The sequence below is a fragment of the Streptomyces lydicus genome, assembly GCF_004125265.1.
In the GTDB taxonomy this organism is placed as follows: Bacteria; Actinomycetota; Actinomycetes; order Streptomycetales; family Streptomycetaceae; genus Streptomyces; species Streptomyces lydicus_C.
Window position 1 is genome coordinate 372,631 of sequence record NZ_RDTE01000001.1, and the last position, 17,451, is coordinate 390,081.

General features: G+C 70.7%; 16 protein-coding genes. 6 read left to right on the forward strand and 10 right to left on the reverse strand.

Translation table 11 applies throughout. The features are described from left to right. Positions 1-14 precede the first annotated feature (14 nt). The 7 genes from D9V36_RS01590 to D9V36_RS01620 form a co-directional block, all read right to left on the reverse strand. Positions 15-1,409 (reverse strand): phosphotransferase, encoded by a 1,395-nt coding sequence (locus tag D9V36_RS01590; RefSeq protein ID WP_129292099.1) that lies wholly within the window; start codon positions 1,407-1,409, stop codon positions 15-17. Beyond that, positions 1,406-1,936, reverse strand: a complete 531-nt coding sequence (locus tag D9V36_RS01595; protein WP_129292100.1) for a class I SAM-dependent methyltransferase — start codon at positions 1,934-1,936, stop codon at positions 1,406-1,408. Before D9V36_RS01595 ends, D9V36_RS01590 begins: the two co-directional genes overlap by 4 nt. Beyond that, on the reverse strand, positions 1,933-3,249 hold the full coding sequence (locus D9V36_RS01600; RefSeq protein ID WP_241720641.1) for a methyltransferase domain-containing protein: 1,317 nt from the start codon (positions 3,247-3,249) through the stop codon (positions 1,933-1,935). Before D9V36_RS01600 ends, D9V36_RS01595 begins: the two co-directional genes overlap by 4 nt. Beyond that, positions 3,246-4,616 (reverse strand): MFS transporter, encoded by a 1,371-nt coding sequence (locus D9V36_RS01605; RefSeq protein ID WP_129292101.1) that lies wholly within the window; start codon positions 4,614-4,616, stop codon positions 3,246-3,248. The genes D9V36_RS01600 and D9V36_RS01605 overlap by 4 nt, the downstream gene beginning before the upstream one ends. Positions 4,617-4,718: 102 nt before the next feature. Continuing rightward, on the reverse strand, positions 4,719-6,188 hold the full coding sequence (locus D9V36_RS01610) for an NUDIX hydrolase (RefSeq protein ID WP_129292102.1): 1,470 nt from the start codon (positions 6,186-6,188) through the stop codon (positions 4,719-4,721). A gap of 64 nt (positions 6,189-6,252) precedes the next feature. Continuing rightward, the gene (locus D9V36_RS01615; RefSeq protein ID WP_129292103.1) at positions 6,253-8,289 is read right to left on the reverse strand and encodes an ATP-binding cassette domain-containing protein; all 2,037 of its coding nucleotides are present in this window, start codon (positions 8,287-8,289) and stop codon (positions 6,253-6,255) included. 347 nt (positions 8,290-8,636) lie between these two features. Further along, entirely contained in the window at positions 8,637-9,482 is an 846-nt protein-coding gene (locus D9V36_RS01620) for a hypothetical protein (protein ID WP_129292104.1), read from the reverse strand. Between the two features lie 374 nt (positions 9,483-9,856). Between D9V36_RS01620 and D9V36_RS01625 the strand changes: the two genes are divergently transcribed. Beyond that, positions 9,857-10,417 (forward strand): hypothetical protein, encoded by a 561-nt coding sequence (locus tag D9V36_RS01625; RefSeq protein WP_129292105.1) that lies wholly within the window; start codon positions 9,857-9,859, stop codon positions 10,415-10,417. A 472-nt stretch (positions 10,418-10,889) separates the two neighbouring features. Here D9V36_RS01625 and D9V36_RS01630 read toward each other — a convergent pair whose 3' ends face one another. Both D9V36_RS01630 and D9V36_RS01635 read right to left on the reverse strand, forming a co-directional pair. Further along, complete coding sequence (locus D9V36_RS01630) at positions 10,890-11,444, reverse strand: AAA family ATPase (protein ID WP_129292106.1); 555 nt, start codon at positions 11,442-11,444, stop codon at positions 10,890-10,892. A gap of 349 nt (positions 11,445-11,793) precedes the next feature. Beyond that, positions 11,794-13,185: a hypothetical protein gene (locus tag D9V36_RS01635; RefSeq protein WP_241720642.1), complete on the reverse strand. Its 1,392-nt coding sequence runs from the start codon at positions 13,183-13,185 to the stop codon at positions 11,794-11,796. 208 nt (positions 13,186-13,393) lie between these two features. Here D9V36_RS01635 and D9V36_RS40585 point away from each other — a divergent pair, with 208 nt between their 5' ends. From D9V36_RS40585 to D9V36_RS42505, 5 genes are read left to right on the forward strand one after another with little or no spacing between them, the layout of a single operon-like run. Beyond that, positions 13,394-13,567 (forward strand): hypothetical protein, encoded by a 174-nt coding sequence (locus D9V36_RS40585; protein ID WP_164992818.1) that lies wholly within the window; start codon positions 13,394-13,396, stop codon positions 13,565-13,567. A 2-nt stretch (positions 13,568-13,569) separates the two neighbouring features. Further along, on the forward strand, positions 13,570-15,408 hold the full coding sequence (locus D9V36_RS01640) for an asparagine synthase-related protein (protein WP_129292107.1): 1,839 nt from the start codon (positions 13,570-13,572) through the stop codon (positions 15,406-15,408). Beyond that, positions 15,402-15,698 (forward strand): PqqD family peptide modification chaperone, encoded by a 297-nt coding sequence (locus D9V36_RS01645; RefSeq protein ID WP_129292108.1) that lies wholly within the window; start codon positions 15,402-15,404, stop codon positions 15,696-15,698. Before D9V36_RS01640 ends, D9V36_RS01645 begins: the two co-directional genes overlap by 7 nt. After that, positions 15,695-16,126, forward strand: a complete 432-nt coding sequence (locus tag D9V36_RS01650) for a lasso peptide biosynthesis B2 protein (RefSeq protein WP_129292109.1) — start codon at positions 15,695-15,697, stop codon at positions 16,124-16,126. The genes D9V36_RS01645 and D9V36_RS01650 overlap by 4 nt, the downstream gene beginning before the upstream one ends. After that, positions 16,123-17,262, forward strand: a complete 1,140-nt coding sequence (locus D9V36_RS42505) for a protein-L-isoaspartate O-methyltransferase family protein (RefSeq protein ID WP_129292110.1) — start codon at positions 16,123-16,125, stop codon at positions 17,260-17,262. The genes D9V36_RS01650 and D9V36_RS42505 overlap by 4 nt, the downstream gene beginning before the upstream one ends. Here the strand turns inward: D9V36_RS42505 and D9V36_RS42510 are convergent. Beyond that, positions 17,231-17,362, reverse strand: coding sequence for a hypothetical protein (locus D9V36_RS42510; RefSeq protein ID WP_277753363.1), 132 nt, complete (start codon positions 17,360-17,362; stop codon positions 17,231-17,233). The genes D9V36_RS42505 and D9V36_RS42510 overlap by 32 nt on opposite strands. Positions 17,363-17,451 lie beyond the last annotated feature (89 nt).

Here is a 17,451-nt window from a genome sequence, read left to right on the forward strand (position 1 = left end):
CAACGTGCTGCTCCTCATGTGGTGCGGTCATGGTCAGGGCGCTGGCGGGTGCGGAGGTGGGCCAGGGTGCGTCGGCCGCGCTCCACCAGCTCGAAGTCGCCGTGGGTAGCGCCGTAGGAGATGCCGGAGACGGCATCGAGGACGGACAGGACGGTGAGGTGTGCTTCCTCCGCCTCAGTGAAGGCGCGGCCGTAGCCGTCCAGCAGGGCCGCCTGCAGGTCGGGCCGGCCGTGCCAGGCATCGGACAGCCGCACGAAGTCCCGTACCGCGGGGCCCGCTTCGCTTCGCTCGAAGTCCACTACGTACAGCGTGTCGGCGGCTTCGTCCCAGCGCAGGTTGCGCAGTTGGAAGTCGCCGTGGGTCGGCACCGCCTCCAGCGCGGGCAGGCCCGCGCCCTGCACAGCCACCACGCGGATGAAGTCCTCGTCCCCGGGCGAGAGGTGGGCGCGAGCTCCGGCCAGGTGCCGCTCCAGCTTCCCCAGGGGCGGCGTGCTGCCGCCCGCGCGGGGCGGGGCACTGCGGTGGATCGCGGCCGCGAGCTGCCCGACGCGGTAGAAGATCCGCCGCTGCTGCTCCGGCCGGTGGACGGCGCCGTACAGGGACCGGCCTCCCACCGCGGTGAGCACCACCGTCCGCAGCGACGCCTCGACGGCCACCAGCCGCGGGGCCGCCGGGCCGAGCGCAGGCACCCAGCTGCGCAGGGCATCCACTTCACGCTGATGGAAGCGGGCGTTTTGGTGGCTCTTGACGTACCAGGTTCCGCCCTCGGCGCCGCGCGCCCGCCACACGCGGCTCTCCTCTCGGACCCATGACACGTCCGTCCAGCCGGTGATCCGGCCCACCGCCCGCTCGGCGAAATCACGCACCGCCTCCTCCGGCGCGCCAGTGCCGGGGTCGGGCACCAGGGCCAGCCGGTCGGCTTCCGGGGCGTAGGCGATCGGATCGCCGGGCTGCTGGAAGTGCACCGCCATCCGCGCGCCCGCCCGGTAGGCCTCCAGCCCGGCCCGGCAGTACGCCACCATCGGCTCCGGGAGCGCGTCGAGCGGGAACCAGCTCACGGCGTCGCACACATGCGGTTCCATGACCCGCGGCGTGCCGTGCCAGCGCCGGACCTCGAAGAAGACCCCCACCCGCGCCTCACCGGCGGGGGCGCGGTGGTGCACCGTGACAGCCGCGCGGACATCCGCCGGGTCGACCACCACGCCGGTCTCCTCCCGCACCTCGCGCACCAGCGCCGTGACCATGTCCTCCCACGGACCGTCCAGGTGACCGCTGACCAAATGCCAGCAGCCGGCCGCGTACACCTCACCGGCCCGCCGGGACAGCAGCACCTCGGGCCCCGCCGCGCCCTCGCGCAAGGCGATCAGGTGGACGTCCAGCGGCTCGGTGTGCCGCTGGGTGCTGCTCACGCGTCACCGCCGGGGCGCCGCGCGAGCAGCACGGTGAATACCGCGTCCTCCTTCAGGGCGCCGCCGCGGGCGTGGTCCTGAAGCTGCCGGAGAGCAGCATCCTCGAACTCGCCATGGTGGCCGGCGAACAGGGCAGGGCGGGCGAAGCTGGTGGTGCGCAGGTAGCCGAGGACGTCCTCGGGCCTCCACGTGCGGGAGACGGGGAAGGCGTGCTTGGCCACGTCGCTGAACGCCGAGTCGGCCGGTTCGAGTGCGGCGCGGGCTGCCTCCAGCATCGACTCGTTCACATCGACCAGATCGATGTGAACCAGGCAGTCCAGGACGGGCAGCAGCACGCGGGGCACCTGGCCGGTACCGGTCCCCAGGTCCAGCAGGATGGGGGCGGGCACGTCGTGCTGGGTGGCGGCCAGGAGCCGGACCGCGGCGTCCGGAAGGCCGGAACGATAGCGGGCGTAGTCGGCGGCCTCGGCCCCGAACAGGGCGTCATCCGAAGCCGCCGCAGAGGCCGGTTGATCGGGACGGATCATCGTGAATCTCCGGTCTCGCCAGGAACGGGGGGAAGCTGCCAGGTCAGGGCGCCGTTCGGGCTCGTGGCCCGCTGGATGCCGTCGGCGTCGAAGTGGAGGCGGTATACGTCCGGTTCACCGGCCGCCCGCCACTGGCCGGCGACATCCTGGATCTCCGCCCAGATGTCCCGGGGGCCGCAGGTCGTTACGTCCCACCGGCGGTAGCCGGCCTCTTTCACGCGCATCCACGACCCGCACTCGGGCGCGCCGATGGTCAGGTCCTCGGCACCGAAGTGGCGCACCAGGCCCGGGTAGAAGTGGTCCAGGGACAGCCACATGCCGCGCGCCGAATCCGCCGGCGGCGCGAGGCGGCTGCGCTGCGTCCACCCGTCGGCAGTGGTGATCGTCGAGCGAAAAGCGGTGGACAGGAACAGCCGGTTGAAGCCAGCGCCGGCGCGGTGCCCGAACTCGACCGCCCGCAGCTCGGCCTCCACGGTCCCGTCCGGCAGTTTGCCGATCACGGCCAGGCCCGGCCACGACGGCGACGACGTCCCGAGCGTCAACACCGCGCGCCCGCCCGGCGCCAGCTGCTCCACCAGGGCCTCCGGCACACGGCGGACGGCGAAGGAGACGAACACCCGGTCATACGGACCCGCGTCGGCCCACCCCGCAGTGCCGTCCCCGGTCACCGCTGTCGGCCGGAAGCCGAGGGCGGACAGCCGCTCGCGGGCGGCCGCGGTGACGTGCGGGTCGATGTCGAGGGTGACGACGCCGACGTCGCCGCACACGAAGCACACCACCGCCGCGGTCACCCCAGCGCCGGTCCCAACGTCCAGCACCTGCTGCCCTGGGCGCAGCTCCAGGAGCTGAAGCAGGCCGGCGGTCAGGCCCATCGTGCTCGACATCGCGGTCATCACGCCCCCGCGCCGCGGCCCGGGAACACGGCCGAGGATCGGCTCGCCGCCGTGCTGGATCGCGACACTGTCCCCGCTGTACAGCCGCTCCAGCAGCTCGACGCGGTCGGCCGGACGGGAGAAGTCCAGCAGATCCCAGTACGGCGGGGTCTCGTCCGGGGCGCTGCGACGCACGTACGCCTGGGGCATCAGCACCTCGCGCGGCAGCGCGAGCAGGGCCTCACGCACCGGTCCGGGGCCGAGCCCTCCGCTCTCCTCAAGCCGGGCGACCATCGCCACCCGGGCCGCCACAGCCCCGGACATGTCGGCGGCGGGCTGCGACGCTAGGAGGGGCGCGGTGGGGGTGGTCAGCACGGTGCGCTCCAGGGGATCGGCTGGTGTGGCAGCAGGAGTTGCCGCCGGGTTCGGCACCTGGTTCACGGGGCATCGCCTCCGAGCGAGCGATCGTGAGCGTCGTCCGCGCGTGCTGGTCTGGGTACGGCCGGAGGGGATACCATCCGGACCGTGAGCGGCGACGGCCCAGCGGCGGGCGGGTCCGGCATCTGCCGCAGGGCGCGCAGCGGGGAGCGGGCGAGGACGATGAAGGGGACGAGCAGCAGGAAGGTACCGGCGGTCAGGGTGGGCCGGACACCGATCCACGTGCCCAGGCCGCCGGCGAGGAGCGCGGCCACGGGGCGGGCGCCAGACGTCAGCCACGTGCTCACTGCCTGCATCCGCGCCTGCATCCCGGCCGTGGTGATGATCTGACGGATGGACCGCTGGGTGGTGCCCGCGGCGCCGGCGCAGACGAGCTGCAGGAACAGCGTCGCGCCGATTGTGATCTGCCAGGCGAGGCCGGGGGAGGCGAGCAGCAGCGGGAGCTGGGTCAGCGGGGTGATCGCGAGCGCGGTGAGCATCATCGGCCCCGGTCCGTACCGGCGAGCCAACGCCGGGGCGGTGAGCGCTCCGGCGGCCGCTCCCAGCGCACCGAGGCCCAGCACCACACCGAACGCGGTCGCGCTCATCGCCAGGGACCGCAGCAGGTACAGGGCCCACAGGGTGTTGAGCAGCCCCAGGGCGAACGAGGTCGTGGCGTTGACCAGGGTCAGGGTCCACAGCCGGTCATCGCCGCGCACGTACCGCAGCCCCTCTCCGATCTCGCCGCGCAACCGGCGGTTCTCCGGGTATGCGCGGGCGGGTTCGGCGGTCTGGATGCGGGCGGTGCACACGGCGCTGATCAGGTAGGAGGCGACATCACCGAGCAGTGCCCGGGCGGGGCCGAGCAGCGCGGTCAGCGCGGCGCCGAGGTGGCTCCCGGCGGTCGCGGCAACCGCGAACAGCGCGCCGACCCGGCTGTTGCTCCGCTGGATCAAAGACCGGTCGACGAGAGTGGGCAGCAGGCTGATGGCCGCCGCATCGTGGAGCACGCTCACCGCCCCGTGCACCACGGCGACGACCATGAGCTGCGTCAGGGTCAGGGTGCCCAGCGCGGCCGAGACCGACACGGTGGCGAGCACCGTCGCGCTGACCAGATCACTGGTGATCATCTGCCGTCGCTTGGAGTGCCGGTCGGCGAGCGCGCCGGCATGCAGGGCGAGCAGCGCGGGAGGGAGCTGTCCGAGGAACGCCAGCCAGGCGACCTGGGCGGTTGTCGCGTCCAGGTAGAGCACGGCCAGCACCGGCAGCGCCATCTGCGTGATCGAGCTGCCGGCCACGCTCGTGGCCTGGCCGGTCAGGTACCAGCGGAAGTCCCGGTGCCGCCACAGCGAGGTTCCCGCGGCGGAGGGGGTCTCAGCGCAGGGCGGCACGGAGTACCTCCCTCGGCTCCGCCAGGCGCTCCCGCAGCACGTGCGTGGGCTCGGCCTGGGCCCGCCGACCGGGCCCGCAATCGGTGGGTGCGCTCACCCTGCTCACCACCCCAGCTGGGAATAGGGCTGGCCTTCGGAGATTGCGGTGATGGCCGTGCGGGTGTAGGAGACGAGGCGGTCCGGGAGCTCGTGACGGTTCCACCACTGCCAGGTCAGACACTTGTCGGGCTCGCGAACCTCGGGGATGCCCTCCCACCGGCGTGCTCGGAAGACGAGCTGCATCAGGGGCAAGCTGCCCGGGGTGTCGACGACATGGACGACGTGCGCGAGCTCCACGTCGGCGGGTTCGATGACCAGCCCTGCTTCCTCCCACGCCTCGCGGACCAGGCATGAGAGGGCAGACTCCTGCTCGCACCGCCCGGCGAGGTAGTGCCAGGTGTCACCCGCGTACTTCGACTCGGGGTGACGTAGGCCGAGAAGTACTCGGCCTTCGGCGTCTTCGAGGTGGAGGTGGACTCCGATGCCGTTCAGTACGGTCCGGCTGCCCCCGTCCCACACGGGGGGAGCCGCAGCCGGCTTGTTGTCCGGGGGGTTCTCGGCCGCGTGCCGGCGAATCAGGTCCCGGGTAGCGGGGCTCAGGCGCAGCCGGTCCAGTTCGTCCGGCGCGAACCAGCGCAACAGCACACCCTCGTGCAGCGCGAGTCGGTCGGGGTTGCCGCGCCACCGGCCGGCGAAGACCCGGACCGGGACGCTGAGGCCGTCAATGCTGGTGGCGGCCTCCACGGCGTAGGGCTTCAAGTCCTCAAGGCGGAGGTCGGGCACCTCCTCGGACAGCTCCCGCAGCAGCGTGCCCTCCAGGCTCTGGTCGTCGTGCGTGCGGCCGCCGCCGAGAAGGGCGAATGCCCCCGACTGCCAGATGACGCCGGGCTTGTGGTCGCGCAGATGGAGCAAGTACCGGCCGGCCGCGTCGTGGATCAGCGCGGAAGCGTTCACCGGCTCCGGCCTGCCGTCCAGCCGCGCCGCAAGGAGTTTCGCGCGCAGTGTCGGCGAGGTCACCTCCGGCTGCGGGAGCCACTGGGCGCCGGACACCTCCTCGTCCTGCAGCGCGATCGTCGGCGGCTCCTCGCCGGCGGGGTAGAAGACGTATCGGAAGTCGTAGTGGCGGTGGGCCGGTTCCCCCTTGGACGGGCTGGCGTCGATGTCGTGGACGTCGATGTCGATCGGAGAACCGAGCAGCTGCCGGGTCAGGCACAGGACGCCCGGCGCGATCCCGGCCTCCTCCGACACCTCGCGCAGCGCCGCGGCGAGCAGTGTGCGGTCTCCGGGCTCGATGTGGCCGCCGGGAGCGAGCATGAGGCCGCGGGTGGCGCGATGTCGGATGTGCAGGACGCGGCCCTGCCGGTCGATGACGACGGCGCTGCACGTGATGTGCCCGGGCAGCGTCGTACGGGCGGTCGCATCGACAGGCCGGTCCAGCGCGGCGAGCAGCCCGGCCAGGGCGTCACGCTCATCAGGGTGGCGATCGAGGTACGCCTCGACGGTCTTGCGAATCGCGAGGGAGCTGGGCGGCATGAGCGTCGTCTCACCTTCGACGTAGGGGAAGTGCTGGCCGACTTGTGGAAGTCGCGCTGGTGGATCAGCTCGCCGACTCGTGGTCGGACGGCTGGACGCCGCGAGGGCCGGGAACCGCGTCAGCTTCGGGCGCGAGCCCGTACTGGGCGGCCTGGGCGACGAACATGCCCTGGTACAGGCCACCCTCGCGAGCCATCAGATCCTCGTGGGAGCCGTCCTCGACGACACACCCCTGATCGAGGACGTAGATGTGATCGGCCTTCATGGTCGCGGCGAGCCTGTGGGTGACGAGGACTACCGCGTGACCCTCCTCGGCCAAGGACCACAGCCCCTCGAACGCGGCGATCTCAGCGTGCGGATCGAGGGCACTGGTGGGCTCATCGACCAGCAGGAACGGCGCCTGCCTGTACCGAGTTCGAGCGGACCCCAGCTTCTGCCACTGCCCACCCGAGAGCTGGACACCACGCTCGTAGCCCTTGAACACGATCGAGTCCCAGCCATGCGGCAGGCCCTCGACCAGTTCGAGCATGCCCGCCTCGGCGGCGGCCTTGCGAACGCGGTCCATGTCCCGGGCACGGTCGCCGATCCCGATGGCCACGTTCGCGGCCGCCGTCATCTCCCAGCGCGGGAAGTCCTGCGCCAACAGCCCGACCGCGGCAAAGACCTGGGAGCGGTCCGCCTCACGAAGCTCGACCTGCTCGCCCCGCTCACCCACCCAACACACGTCCCCCTCCCCCTCGGCCGGCAGCAGCAGTCCAGCCAACACCTTTGTCAAGGTGGTCTTCCCTGAGCCATTCGCGCCCACGAGGGCCGTCACCTTCCCTCGGGGAACCCGCACGCTCACGCCCTTCAGGGAAGGACCGTCGGCACCCGGATAGGTAAACGACACCGCCTCCGCTCGTACCTCCCGCACCGGCGCGGGCAGCGGCGTACCGGTGAGCGGGATCGCGTTCTCTCCTGCCACCTTGATGGCGTCCTCGGTATCGGTGAGGAACAGCAGCTCCTCGTACAGCCGGTTGACCTGCTGCACCAGCGACGTCAGCCGCGCCGTCGAGGTGCGGATGGCAATCACCGCGGTCCCTCCCACGGCGAGCGGCAGACCACCGGTCGACAGCAGCCACCACAGCACGCCATAGCAGGCCAGCGACGCCACGCCGGCGAACGCTCCCGCGACCAGATCCGTCGAGGCCTGCGCGCGGGCAAGGCGCCGCTGCTCGGCCTCCGTCTGCCGCGACATCTCCTCGTAGCTGGCCAACAGCTTCGTGCCGGCGGCGTGCACGCGGATCTCACCGGCGGCGTGCGGGCGGGTCAGGTAGGCCAGCAGGGAGGCGATCGCCCTGCGGTGGTCGACCCAGTTCATCCGGGAGAGGTAGTCACGACGCGCGGAGCGCACCGCGCCCCATCCCTTGGGCAGGGCGATCGCCAGAAGCATCGGCAGCAGGACCCAGTGCAGCGCCGCGAGCACGACCGCGGCTGCCGCCATGCCGATCACCACGTTGCCCACGCCGACGGACAGCCGCAACATGCTGCGGGCGGAGTCGGTGCCAAACTTGCCCGCCTCCAGTATCCGCTGGACCTCCGGCCGCTCGGTCGCCTCCACCTCCACACCGGTGACGGCCGTGTAGTACCGGGCGGAGACCGCCCGCTCCACCTGCGGCTCCAGCCGGCCCGACATCGCCGTCGACCACGCCGACAGCACGGCGGTGGCCACCGCCGCGACCGCCAGTGCCACCAGCGACGGCATCGCGTCGCGGAGCTTGTCCACGGTCGGACCGTCAGCGAACAACTGCGTGAGGACGCTGTTGACCGCCACCAGCCCCCACCCAGCCGTCACACCCTGTCCGAGCTCGGCCGCTACGACCCCCATCAGCGCGCGCCGGTCCGCCGTCCAGCCGGTGCGCAGCACCATGCCCACCATGTGCGGCAGAGCGGCCGCCATACGCCCGAACTTCAGCCGAGTCAGCGGGCCTTCATGCTGGACGTAGGACTGGTCGTAGCGCAGCCGGCCACCGTACAGCTCCCTCTCAGCATCCGAGATGCTGTCCGTGGCTCCGGCCTTCGGCGGACTCGCGGTCTCGTCGCTGCCTGGTTCGACTGGCATCAATGTGTTCCCCCTCGTGGGCCTGGTGGCGACGTCGGCATGTTCAACGACGCCGCACGATTTCGAGCACCTGTTCTTTTCGGACGGGTTGCGCACCCTGCAATCCAGCGGATTTCCCAAGGTGTGCAGTGCACCGACCCTTGTCGCGCCCTTTTCGCACAAGAGCACGAGGTGGCGAGGCATGGCCGAAACGCCGACACTCCTGTAGCTGCGGCTGCACGGCACCATCAAGAGTGCGCCGCTGATGCCTCCTCCCGCTCGCCCGGGGCCCTTGGCGGTCCTCGCTGGAGCGGGCGCCCGGCCAGGTTCGCCGGGGCGTCCATGCGCCCAGACCAGCGTCGGGCTGCTCATGCCATCGGCCCGAAGCCGATGCACGCGAGGGCCTTGTCGTCGAACACTTTGTAGCGGGGGTGCTTGATACCGCTCGGGTCGTCGTGCTCGTAGGAGTGGATGGTCTCGACCACCTGCTGGGGGCCGATCGCGGTGCAGGCGTCGGCGAAGGCGTCCCAGGACCAGAGCCCGTAGGGCTCGACACCGGCCAGGGCACCGTCCGTCATGACCCACATGCGTTTGATGTCCGAGACCGGCCAGGAGCGCACGACGGCGTGGCGAGCGGCTGCCGGCGTGGCCTCGGCCACCCAGTACGCCAGCGGGTCAACGCCCTGGTTGATGTGCTGTATCTGGTGTTCTCGCAACTGCTGAACCACCCGGCGGTGTTCGGGAGCGGTGAACCCGCACCCGGCGCGGAGCTGCTCGAACATGACGTCCCGGGCGGAGGAGAGGCGGACGAGGTTCTCCAGGCGCTCGTCGCGCAGCACCTCGAAGCCGTCGTGCTGCTCGACGACCACGGGCGTGTCGCAGAGTACGAGCGCGTCGACCATGTGGTCGTGGGGGCGGTGGCGCACGATCGCCACGGTGGCCGCCGGCGAGGCCCCCGGGACCAGGCCGTGCTCGCTGGCCACCGTGGTCAGGGCCTCGTGGAGCGTGATGCGCAGGTCGAGGTGCTGTGCGCGGTCGTGAACGGTGATGACCTCCTCGCCGAGGGTCTGGGCGTACCAGCCGCCACGGGGGATTTCATCGGTGAGGGTGGAGACGCCGTCGAGGACGACTACCAGGGTGGAATCGGCATTGACGAGGATGCGGTCCTCGGACGGGCGGCCACCGCCGGAGAGTTCCCCGGTCGCTATCTGCACAGGAATGCCTTTCATCGTCTTCGTACTGAGGTCGGGGCGTTGGCACGCATCGGTGCGGCCGACGGGGCTACGTCTGAGCGCCGCCTTCGCCGAGCGGCACCTCGGCAATCACCGTCCACGTGTACGTGTCTCGCCAGGCCCGTTCCTGGTCGACGAGGACGGCTCGGATCACCGTCATCCGGGGGCGCGGCGGGCGGAGCTTGACCAGGGTCCGGGTCAGTTCCTCGTGATCCCACTGGGCACCTAATGGTGGAGTCGGGTATTGAAACTGACGGAATACGCGCCCGCTGGACCATCTCACAGCCACCAACGGGCTGACTCGACGTCTATCTGGGCCGGTGCGGCCGGTACGAGGGCGGCACTACGCTGCTCCTGTGAGGAATACCAAAGCTTTCAAGGACGCCGTCGCGCAGACGCTGGCCGAGCTCGCCCGCCTCGGGGTGACAGTGCGGTCCGGGGCTGTAGCAGACGTCATCGAATCGAACATGACCGAGGTCGCCGCCCGGCTGGGCATCCAGGAACGGTCCGCCTGGCGGTACTTCGACGCGGCCGGACTCGCCGCGGCCATCGCCAAGCAGCAGAGGGAGTTCGAGGAGTCCAGCGACAGCGCTGGCGTGGGCGTGGCTCCCATGCCGCCAGTCGACAATCCTGAACTCGCCCTGCTGCTCGCGGGAGTCCCGGACTCGCTGGTACGGACCGGCGGTGACCTCTATGCGGTTATCATCAACGTCGCCGTGAACGCGTGGATGGCCGGTCACATCCACGGTGAGGACGGGTGCGAGGGTTGCGAAGGCAGCCGCGGACCGTCCGGCCATGACTGGAGCGACCGGATGAAGCAGATCACGACGATGTCGCCCGACGTCACCAAGTGGTTTGACCGGGATCGGTGGAATGCGGCTCTCCACGACAGCGGCTTCAGCGTCGAGCGGCGCTGACCGCGTATCGAGGAAGTGCTGGTGCAGTTCCATCGGTTCGATCTGGTCGCCCAGAACCGGCAGAATTAATGGTGGAGAGGCGGCGCGCTCGGCACCAAACGTGGGCAGGAGGGTGCGGGGCGCGGTGTCGTGGAAGCGGGCGAGCAGAGCGCCGGCCTGTCCGTAGGCGTGACGCTCCTGCCGCGGAGTGAGGGCGAGTGACTGCAGAGGCTGGCCGGCACCGAGGACATCAGCAGGAGTTGGGCGTCCCCGTCAGCGTCGAGCAGTTGGGGTGCACTCGCGCCGAGTGCCGGAGCCCAGTAGGAGAGGGCTTTGCGTTCCCGCCGGAAGCTGTCGGTGCTGGTGTTGGTCTTGAGGATCATCTGCCGTCCGTCGGTGGCCCGAAGGCGGAGCACTGTGGTGGACGTGCCGGGCCAGCTGTGGTCGGCGACCACTTCGGCCGGCCCGGCCATCCGGGCAATCGCCCTGCCGTTCACGACAGGTGCAGGACGGTGAGCGCCTGGGCGACGACCTCGTCCGGGCTGAGGGCGGTGGTGTCGATCACATCGGCCCGTTCGCTCAGCCAGGAGGCGTACGCCTGCTCGTAGTCCACGATCTTGCGGCGGCGAAACGCACGGACCTTCTCGCTGCGCTCCTCGTCGCCGGGGAACTCCATGCTGCCGTCGATGCGGGTCCGGATGGTGTCGGAGTCGGCGTGCAGGAGGAGGTGACGCAACTCGACGTCGGCCTTGGCCAGGGCGTCGAAGATCTCCTCGGCGTACCGCTGGCGCAGCAGCGTCATCGGCGCGATGACCGGCTCGCCCTGGGTGTAGTGGTCCAGCTCGGCGCAGACGCTGGCGACCAGGGTGCGCCATGCCGGGTAGTCCTGGAAGTCCTTCTGCCGGCTGGGGTGGTCGCCGATGCTCTTGCGCAGCAGGAAGCCGACCTCCTCGGGGTCAGTGATCAGGCTGGTGGGGAGCTGCTGGTGGAGTCGTTGGGCGGTGGTGCTCTTGCCGACACCGAAGGGCCCATTGAGCCAGATGATCATGCCTTGCCTCTCTGCTGTTCGTCGGTACCGACAACTGGCCGATGCTCAGCCTGGCGAGATGCGGATACTGCTGGTAATCCGAGTTGCTGGTCGTATGCGATGTGGAATCCTCGACGACGTCGCCCCGAACGGATAGGCGAGACTGGGCCCGGTGGCGCGACGACGTCCAGCCGACGCTGCCGTCGCTGGGCTCTCCCAGCCCCTGAGCCTGCAGTGCCCTTTGGCCTGCAGGTATGCGGCGGCAGGGGCAGAAAGCCGAGCCGGAGGCACCGTGCCGCCGGGGCACACGGCCGAGCGGTCGGTAGCTCCACCCGGAGGTGCCGCCCCCCAGCCGCAGGCAGGGAAGCTCTCAGCGACGATTGCCGAGGAAGTCGCGTGCGCGTTCGTCGAGTTCGATAGCGCTGGTTAGTCCGCGGATGCGGAAGTGGGACAGGCTCCGGCGCATGTTGTCCATGGCTTTGCGGGTTCGTCTCGATTGCACGCCGTCCATGTGGTCCATCGCGCGGCCCCAGGTGGCACATGCCTGCTCGATGCTGCCCTCAGCAGCCTGCAGCTCGGCCTGCGCGACGAGGTCCAGGGCGACGATCCGCGCGTAGGTACCTGGGGGGCGGCTCCGCGCTGCTGCACCGTACATCGCCGCGGCCCGCGGCCGGTCACCCAACGTCTCGAATACCTTCGCGGTGCGGCTACGGACAGTGGCAGCAGGTGGCCCCCACGACAGCGCCCAGAACGGAACGGCGTCACCAGCCGCCGCGTCCAGGGCGGTGCTGGCGCGCTCAAGCTCTCGGACGGCTTCTTGCCGGTGGCTGGCACCGGCGAGAGCGTGCGCGTGGGTGACGGCGAAGAGCGCCTCGGTCTGGGCGTCGACCCGTCCGCGGACCTTGTCGACGGCCGATGCGGCCAGGGACAGGCAGTGCTCCGCGCGGTGCAGTTTCATGCCCTGCTGGGACATGGTCCTCATGACGAACGCGTCGTGCCCGGTGATCTGGGACTCGCGGGCGAGGGCGTACGACTGGAGGTAGTACCTCTGTGCGAGGCCCTGCTCCCCACCGTCATAGGCGCGCCAACCGGCCTGGTGAACACCTACCGCGGCGGCGGAGAGCATGTGCCGGTGGTCGTCCTCGGAGCTGAACCGCCCCCGGCACAGGGTCGCGACGTCGGACATCAGGTACTGCACCAGTGCGGAGCGGCCGTGCTGGCCGCCGTGGCGTTCGTCCATCACCGCGAACATCGAGACCATGTCGCGCACTGCGGCGACATCAGCGTGTCCGACCCGGGCACCGGTGCGGGCCTTGGCTGCGCGGGAGGCAATATCGGTGACGTGCTCCAGCGGCAGGACCGCCGCCGCCACCGAGTACGCCGCGCCGGACAGAAAACGTCGACGGTCCAAGTCGCCCCTCCAGATCGGCATCAGGGCCTCCAACGGGTCGTCTGTGATCGACAGCCCGACGTCGTCAGTTTCGCAGCCGGCTGGCAGGCCCAGGTCGCGCAGGGTCAGCGGTCGACCGACCTCGCGGGTTAGCGCGACCGCAAGGAATCGGCCGGTGTCCCCCGTCGGTGGCATTCCCGAGATCCAGTGTGCAATGGACGACTTGCTGGTGCGCAGCACCGTGCCACATTCGGCGGCCACCGCCCGGACGGCAGAAGCAAGGGCCGCGTAGGTCAGGCCCGACTCGTCGACGAGGTCCTTGAGCTGGGTGTTCGGCATGCGTTTGGCCATCAGCACCTCTTCGTTGAACACGTTGAACCACTTAACGTGACCGACACGCTACCGCTGTATCGGTGTCTGCGGTTGACTGCTGATCAGCCACCGGCTGAGACCTAACGCTCCCTGTGAATAACGGAGTTCGGCGGTTTCGGAACGGTGGTTGCTCCCCGGTGCGCAGCTGTTGGAGCACCGGGGAGGCATTCCGCATCAGCTGAAGCGCATCTGTGAGAAGGAGAAGGACATGAGTGAGCAGCCCGAGCAGCAGAAGAAGGATGCTGTCGGCTTCATCGGCTCCGTCGCGGCCTACGCGCCGCCGCGCGCGGTGCGGTCCGGGACTCTGGCGTCGCTGGCCGAGGGCTCGTACTCGACGGGCCAGAGCGACGACGGTGACTACCACACCGTGAAGTGGCAGTAGGGATGACATGCACTGCTGAGTGGTTCGTTGTGCTGCCGGGGAACTCCTCGGCAGCACAGCGGGCCACCGCCCGTTTCCAGGCAATCGACTCCGGCGTCCAGATCCTGGCACGCCGGGAGGGTAGGCCGTGGATCATCGGCCGCTCCGCCCGTACCCTCGTCGCGGTCCACGCGGCCGGTGGGTCCGCGGCCCTGCTCGGGACGCACGAGGGCGGTGAGCAGGAGCTGGCCGACGCGTTGTCCCCGGGGGACCCGATCGGCACCGTCGTGGCGCTTATGCGCGGGGCGGGCAGCTACCACGCCGTCCTGGCCACGGGGAGTGGTACCTGGGTGTGTGGGGATGTGGCTGGGATGCGGCCGGTTTTCTGGGCGCGGGTCGACGGTGCGGTGGTGTTCGGGGATCACGCGCGATTGCTGGCCGAGGCGGCCGGCACCGTACGCGTCGACCCCTCGCACCTCGCGATGCACCTGCTCGGTCCGGTCCCTCCACTGGCGTTGACGGAATCCGGCTCCAGCCCCTACGAGGGCGTGCGGGCGGTGCCACCGGGCAGCGTCGGGTACGTCGAGGGCAGCCAAGCAGTGGCGGTTCGCCGATGGTGGACTGCCCCTGACGACGAACGTGCTCTGCCCGAAGCGGCGCCGGTACTGCGGGACGCACTGCGCCGCGCGGTGGCCGTGCGCACCCGCGGCGAACCGTTGGTGGGCTGCGAATTGTCCGGAGGTGCTGACAGCACCGCCCTGTCCGCCCTCGCCTACGAAGAGGTCGGCGGTGAGCGGCTGGCCAACTTCACGCGGGCCCCCGCGGACCCGGCCAACGACGACACCGACTGGGCCCGCCTGGCCGCCGCGTCCCAGCCCGGCGCCTCCCACGACATCTTCGAAGTCGGCGCCGTACCGCCCCAGTTCGCCGGCATGGACGCGCCGTTCGTGCTGGACGCGCCGTCTCCCTCCGCCGCCAGCCCTCTGCGTTCGGCCTTCTGGTGGCGTCACGCCGCCGGGACCGGAGTAAGGACACTGCTGTCGGGCAAGGGCGGAGATGAACTGACGCTCACTGCCCTGCCCTACCTGTCCTACACCCGTCGCCGCGACCGGCACACCGCCCGCCAGCACATGAAGGGGTGGGCTGCCCTGTGGGGCTCGTCGGTGAGGCAGGTCCGGTTGCAGGCCGTGGCGCCGATGCCGTACGCGGCGTGGCTCGCCGGGTGTCTCACGCGCAAGGACGAGTCCTTCGGGTGGGAAGCCGGACCGCACGTCCCGCCGTGGCTCACCGCGTCGGCCCGCACGGTGCTGGCCGACGCGGTGAGCACGGCAGCCGACGCCGCGGAACCTTTGCATGACCGGCCGCACCAGCACACCGCGATGGCAGCCATCCGAGCACTGGCCCGCTGGAACCGGCTCCAGGCCGATGCCGCCGCCCCGTTCGGTATCCGGATCGGCTACCCGTACGCCGACCAGCAGGTCATCGAGGCCGCACTGTCCACCCGCGCGGAGGCCCGCACCAGCCCCTATCAGAACAAGCCGCTCCTCACCGCGGCGATGCGCGGCATCGTGCCCGCCACCTACCTCGCCCGGCGCACCAAGGGCGGCTACAGCGCGGACACGACGGCCGCAGCCGCCGCCATGCGCCAGACGTTCGCACGTCTGCTGGACGCGGACTGCCGGCTCGCCTCATACGGACTCATTGACCCCGATCGCCTGCGGGCGGCGCTCACCAGCTGGGATCGTGCAGACGAGCGCACCGACCTGCTGCTGCACCTGACCGTCATGTGCGAGATCTGGGCCCGCACCGCGGACAACCATCCCCTGCCGACTCTCGATTCCCCTGTGGAGGCACGATGCTGACCCTGGCACCCGGAGCGCGCGTCCTGACCGACCCGGCGACCGGCCACGGCACCCTGGTCAGCGCCGACGGCGAGGTCTTCACCCTCAATCCCACCGCGGCAGTGGCCCTGTCCACACTCGCAGACGGCGGCACCGTCGCCCACGCCGAGGAGGAACTGGCACGCCGCTGGCCCTGCGTTCCCTCCGACTCGCTGCGCGCAGATCTCGATGTCCTCCTCGGCCAGCTCCAGGAGACCGGCACAGTGCAGCAGTGTCGGGTGGCCCTTTCTCCGAGGGACATGACGCGATGAGCCTTCCCGTCGCGCTGCCGCCCCGAATCCCGCTCGGCCTGCGGCAGCGCGTACTGGCCCGTACGGCGGCGGCACTCGCGCCGCGGATCAGCGCCACCACGCCCCGGCTGAAACGCACCTTGGCCCGAGCCCAGCACGGGGCCCGCCCCTCCACGACCGCCGAGGTCGAACACGCCGTCTTGGCAGTCTGCACCGCCAACCTCCACCTCGGCGGTCTCCGTGCGTGCCTGCCCCGTTCGGTAGCGGCCCTGCTCTACTGCCGCGCCCACGGCCATACCCCTGACCTGGTGCTCGGCATCAAGCCCGGCACTACCCAGGTCCACGCCTGGCTGGAGGCTGACGGCCGGCCTGCCGGGGAGCCGAGCGACCCGACCCGCACCTACACACCCGTCACCCGACACAGCCCCCGGGAGAACACGCAGCGATGACCACAGCCCTCGACTGGATGCCCAAGGCACAAGCACTCGCCGCCGAGCTGCGGGCGAAGAACGCCATCCGCTCCGAGCCGGTGGCCGCGGCCATCGAAGCGGTGCCCCGGCACCTGTTCATCGCCGGGCACTACGCCGCCGGCCAGCACACGGCGATCGACCCCGAACAGCCCACCGACGAGCTTCTCCACCTCGCCTACACCGACCGCGGCATCATGACCCACACCCCTGCCGACGCTGCCGGTGGCTTCTCCAGCACCTCGCAGCCCTCCATCGTCGCCAAGATGCTGGAAGCCGCAGGGCTGCGGCCCGGCACGAAGGTCCTGGAGATCGGTGCCGGGACCGGATGGAACGCCGCACTGATCGCGCGCATCACCGGCACCACTGTCCACACCGTCGAAGCGTCTCCCCTCGTCGCCACGGAAGCCCGAGAAGCCCTCGCCCGCGCCAGCAGCCAGCATGTCACCGTCCACACGGGGGACGGCTACCTCGGGCATCCGGAAGGCGGCCCCTACGATCTGATCCTCGTCACCTGCGGCATCGCGGGGATCCCTCCGGTCTGGCTCGACCAACTCGCCCCGGGCGGTGCCGTCCTCGCCCCGGTCGCGCACGGTGGCCTCCATCCCCTGCTCCGAGTCACCCACGCTGGCGACGGCAGCCTCGCTGGACAGCTCATGGCCAACGCCGACTTCATGAATGCCACCGGGCCCCTCTACGCCGGAGCCACCACCTCCCCGGCCACCCGCGGACAACACCTTCCCGTCCCTCCCCCCTCCGCGGCCCGCCCCCACCCCACCCCCGGAAGCCTGGACCCCCGCGGCTCCTACCTCGACCTCTGGATGCACCTGGCGGCCCGCGACACACGTACCACCTGCGCGAGCGCCGAGGGCACCACCGACTACACCGGATGCGCGCTCGTCGACGAGAACACCACCGCGGTGTTCGTCCAGCCCGGAGGGCTCCACCCCACACCCGACCCCGCAGCGCAGGCCCTTGCCGACCACGTGGAGCAGCACATCACTGCATGGGACCGCGATGGCCGCCCCGAGCTCACTGCCTGGTCATGCTCGCTCACCCCCGCAGGAACAACGGAACACCCCCTGCTCACTCCGGCCAACTGGGAAGCGAACCGCTGACCCACAGATCGTGCTCCCCACCGCCGCGGTCCGCATCCGGCAGGAGCTCGCCGATGTCCTCGACGCGCTGGCGGCCGAGCTCCGTGCTGATCTTGGCCACCGAGGCCGTTCTCGGCCTTGGGCTGCGCGGGAACCGTCGCCGGCCATCGAGGCCGGGCAGCGGCCGAGGAGTGGGGACTGCTGGCGCAT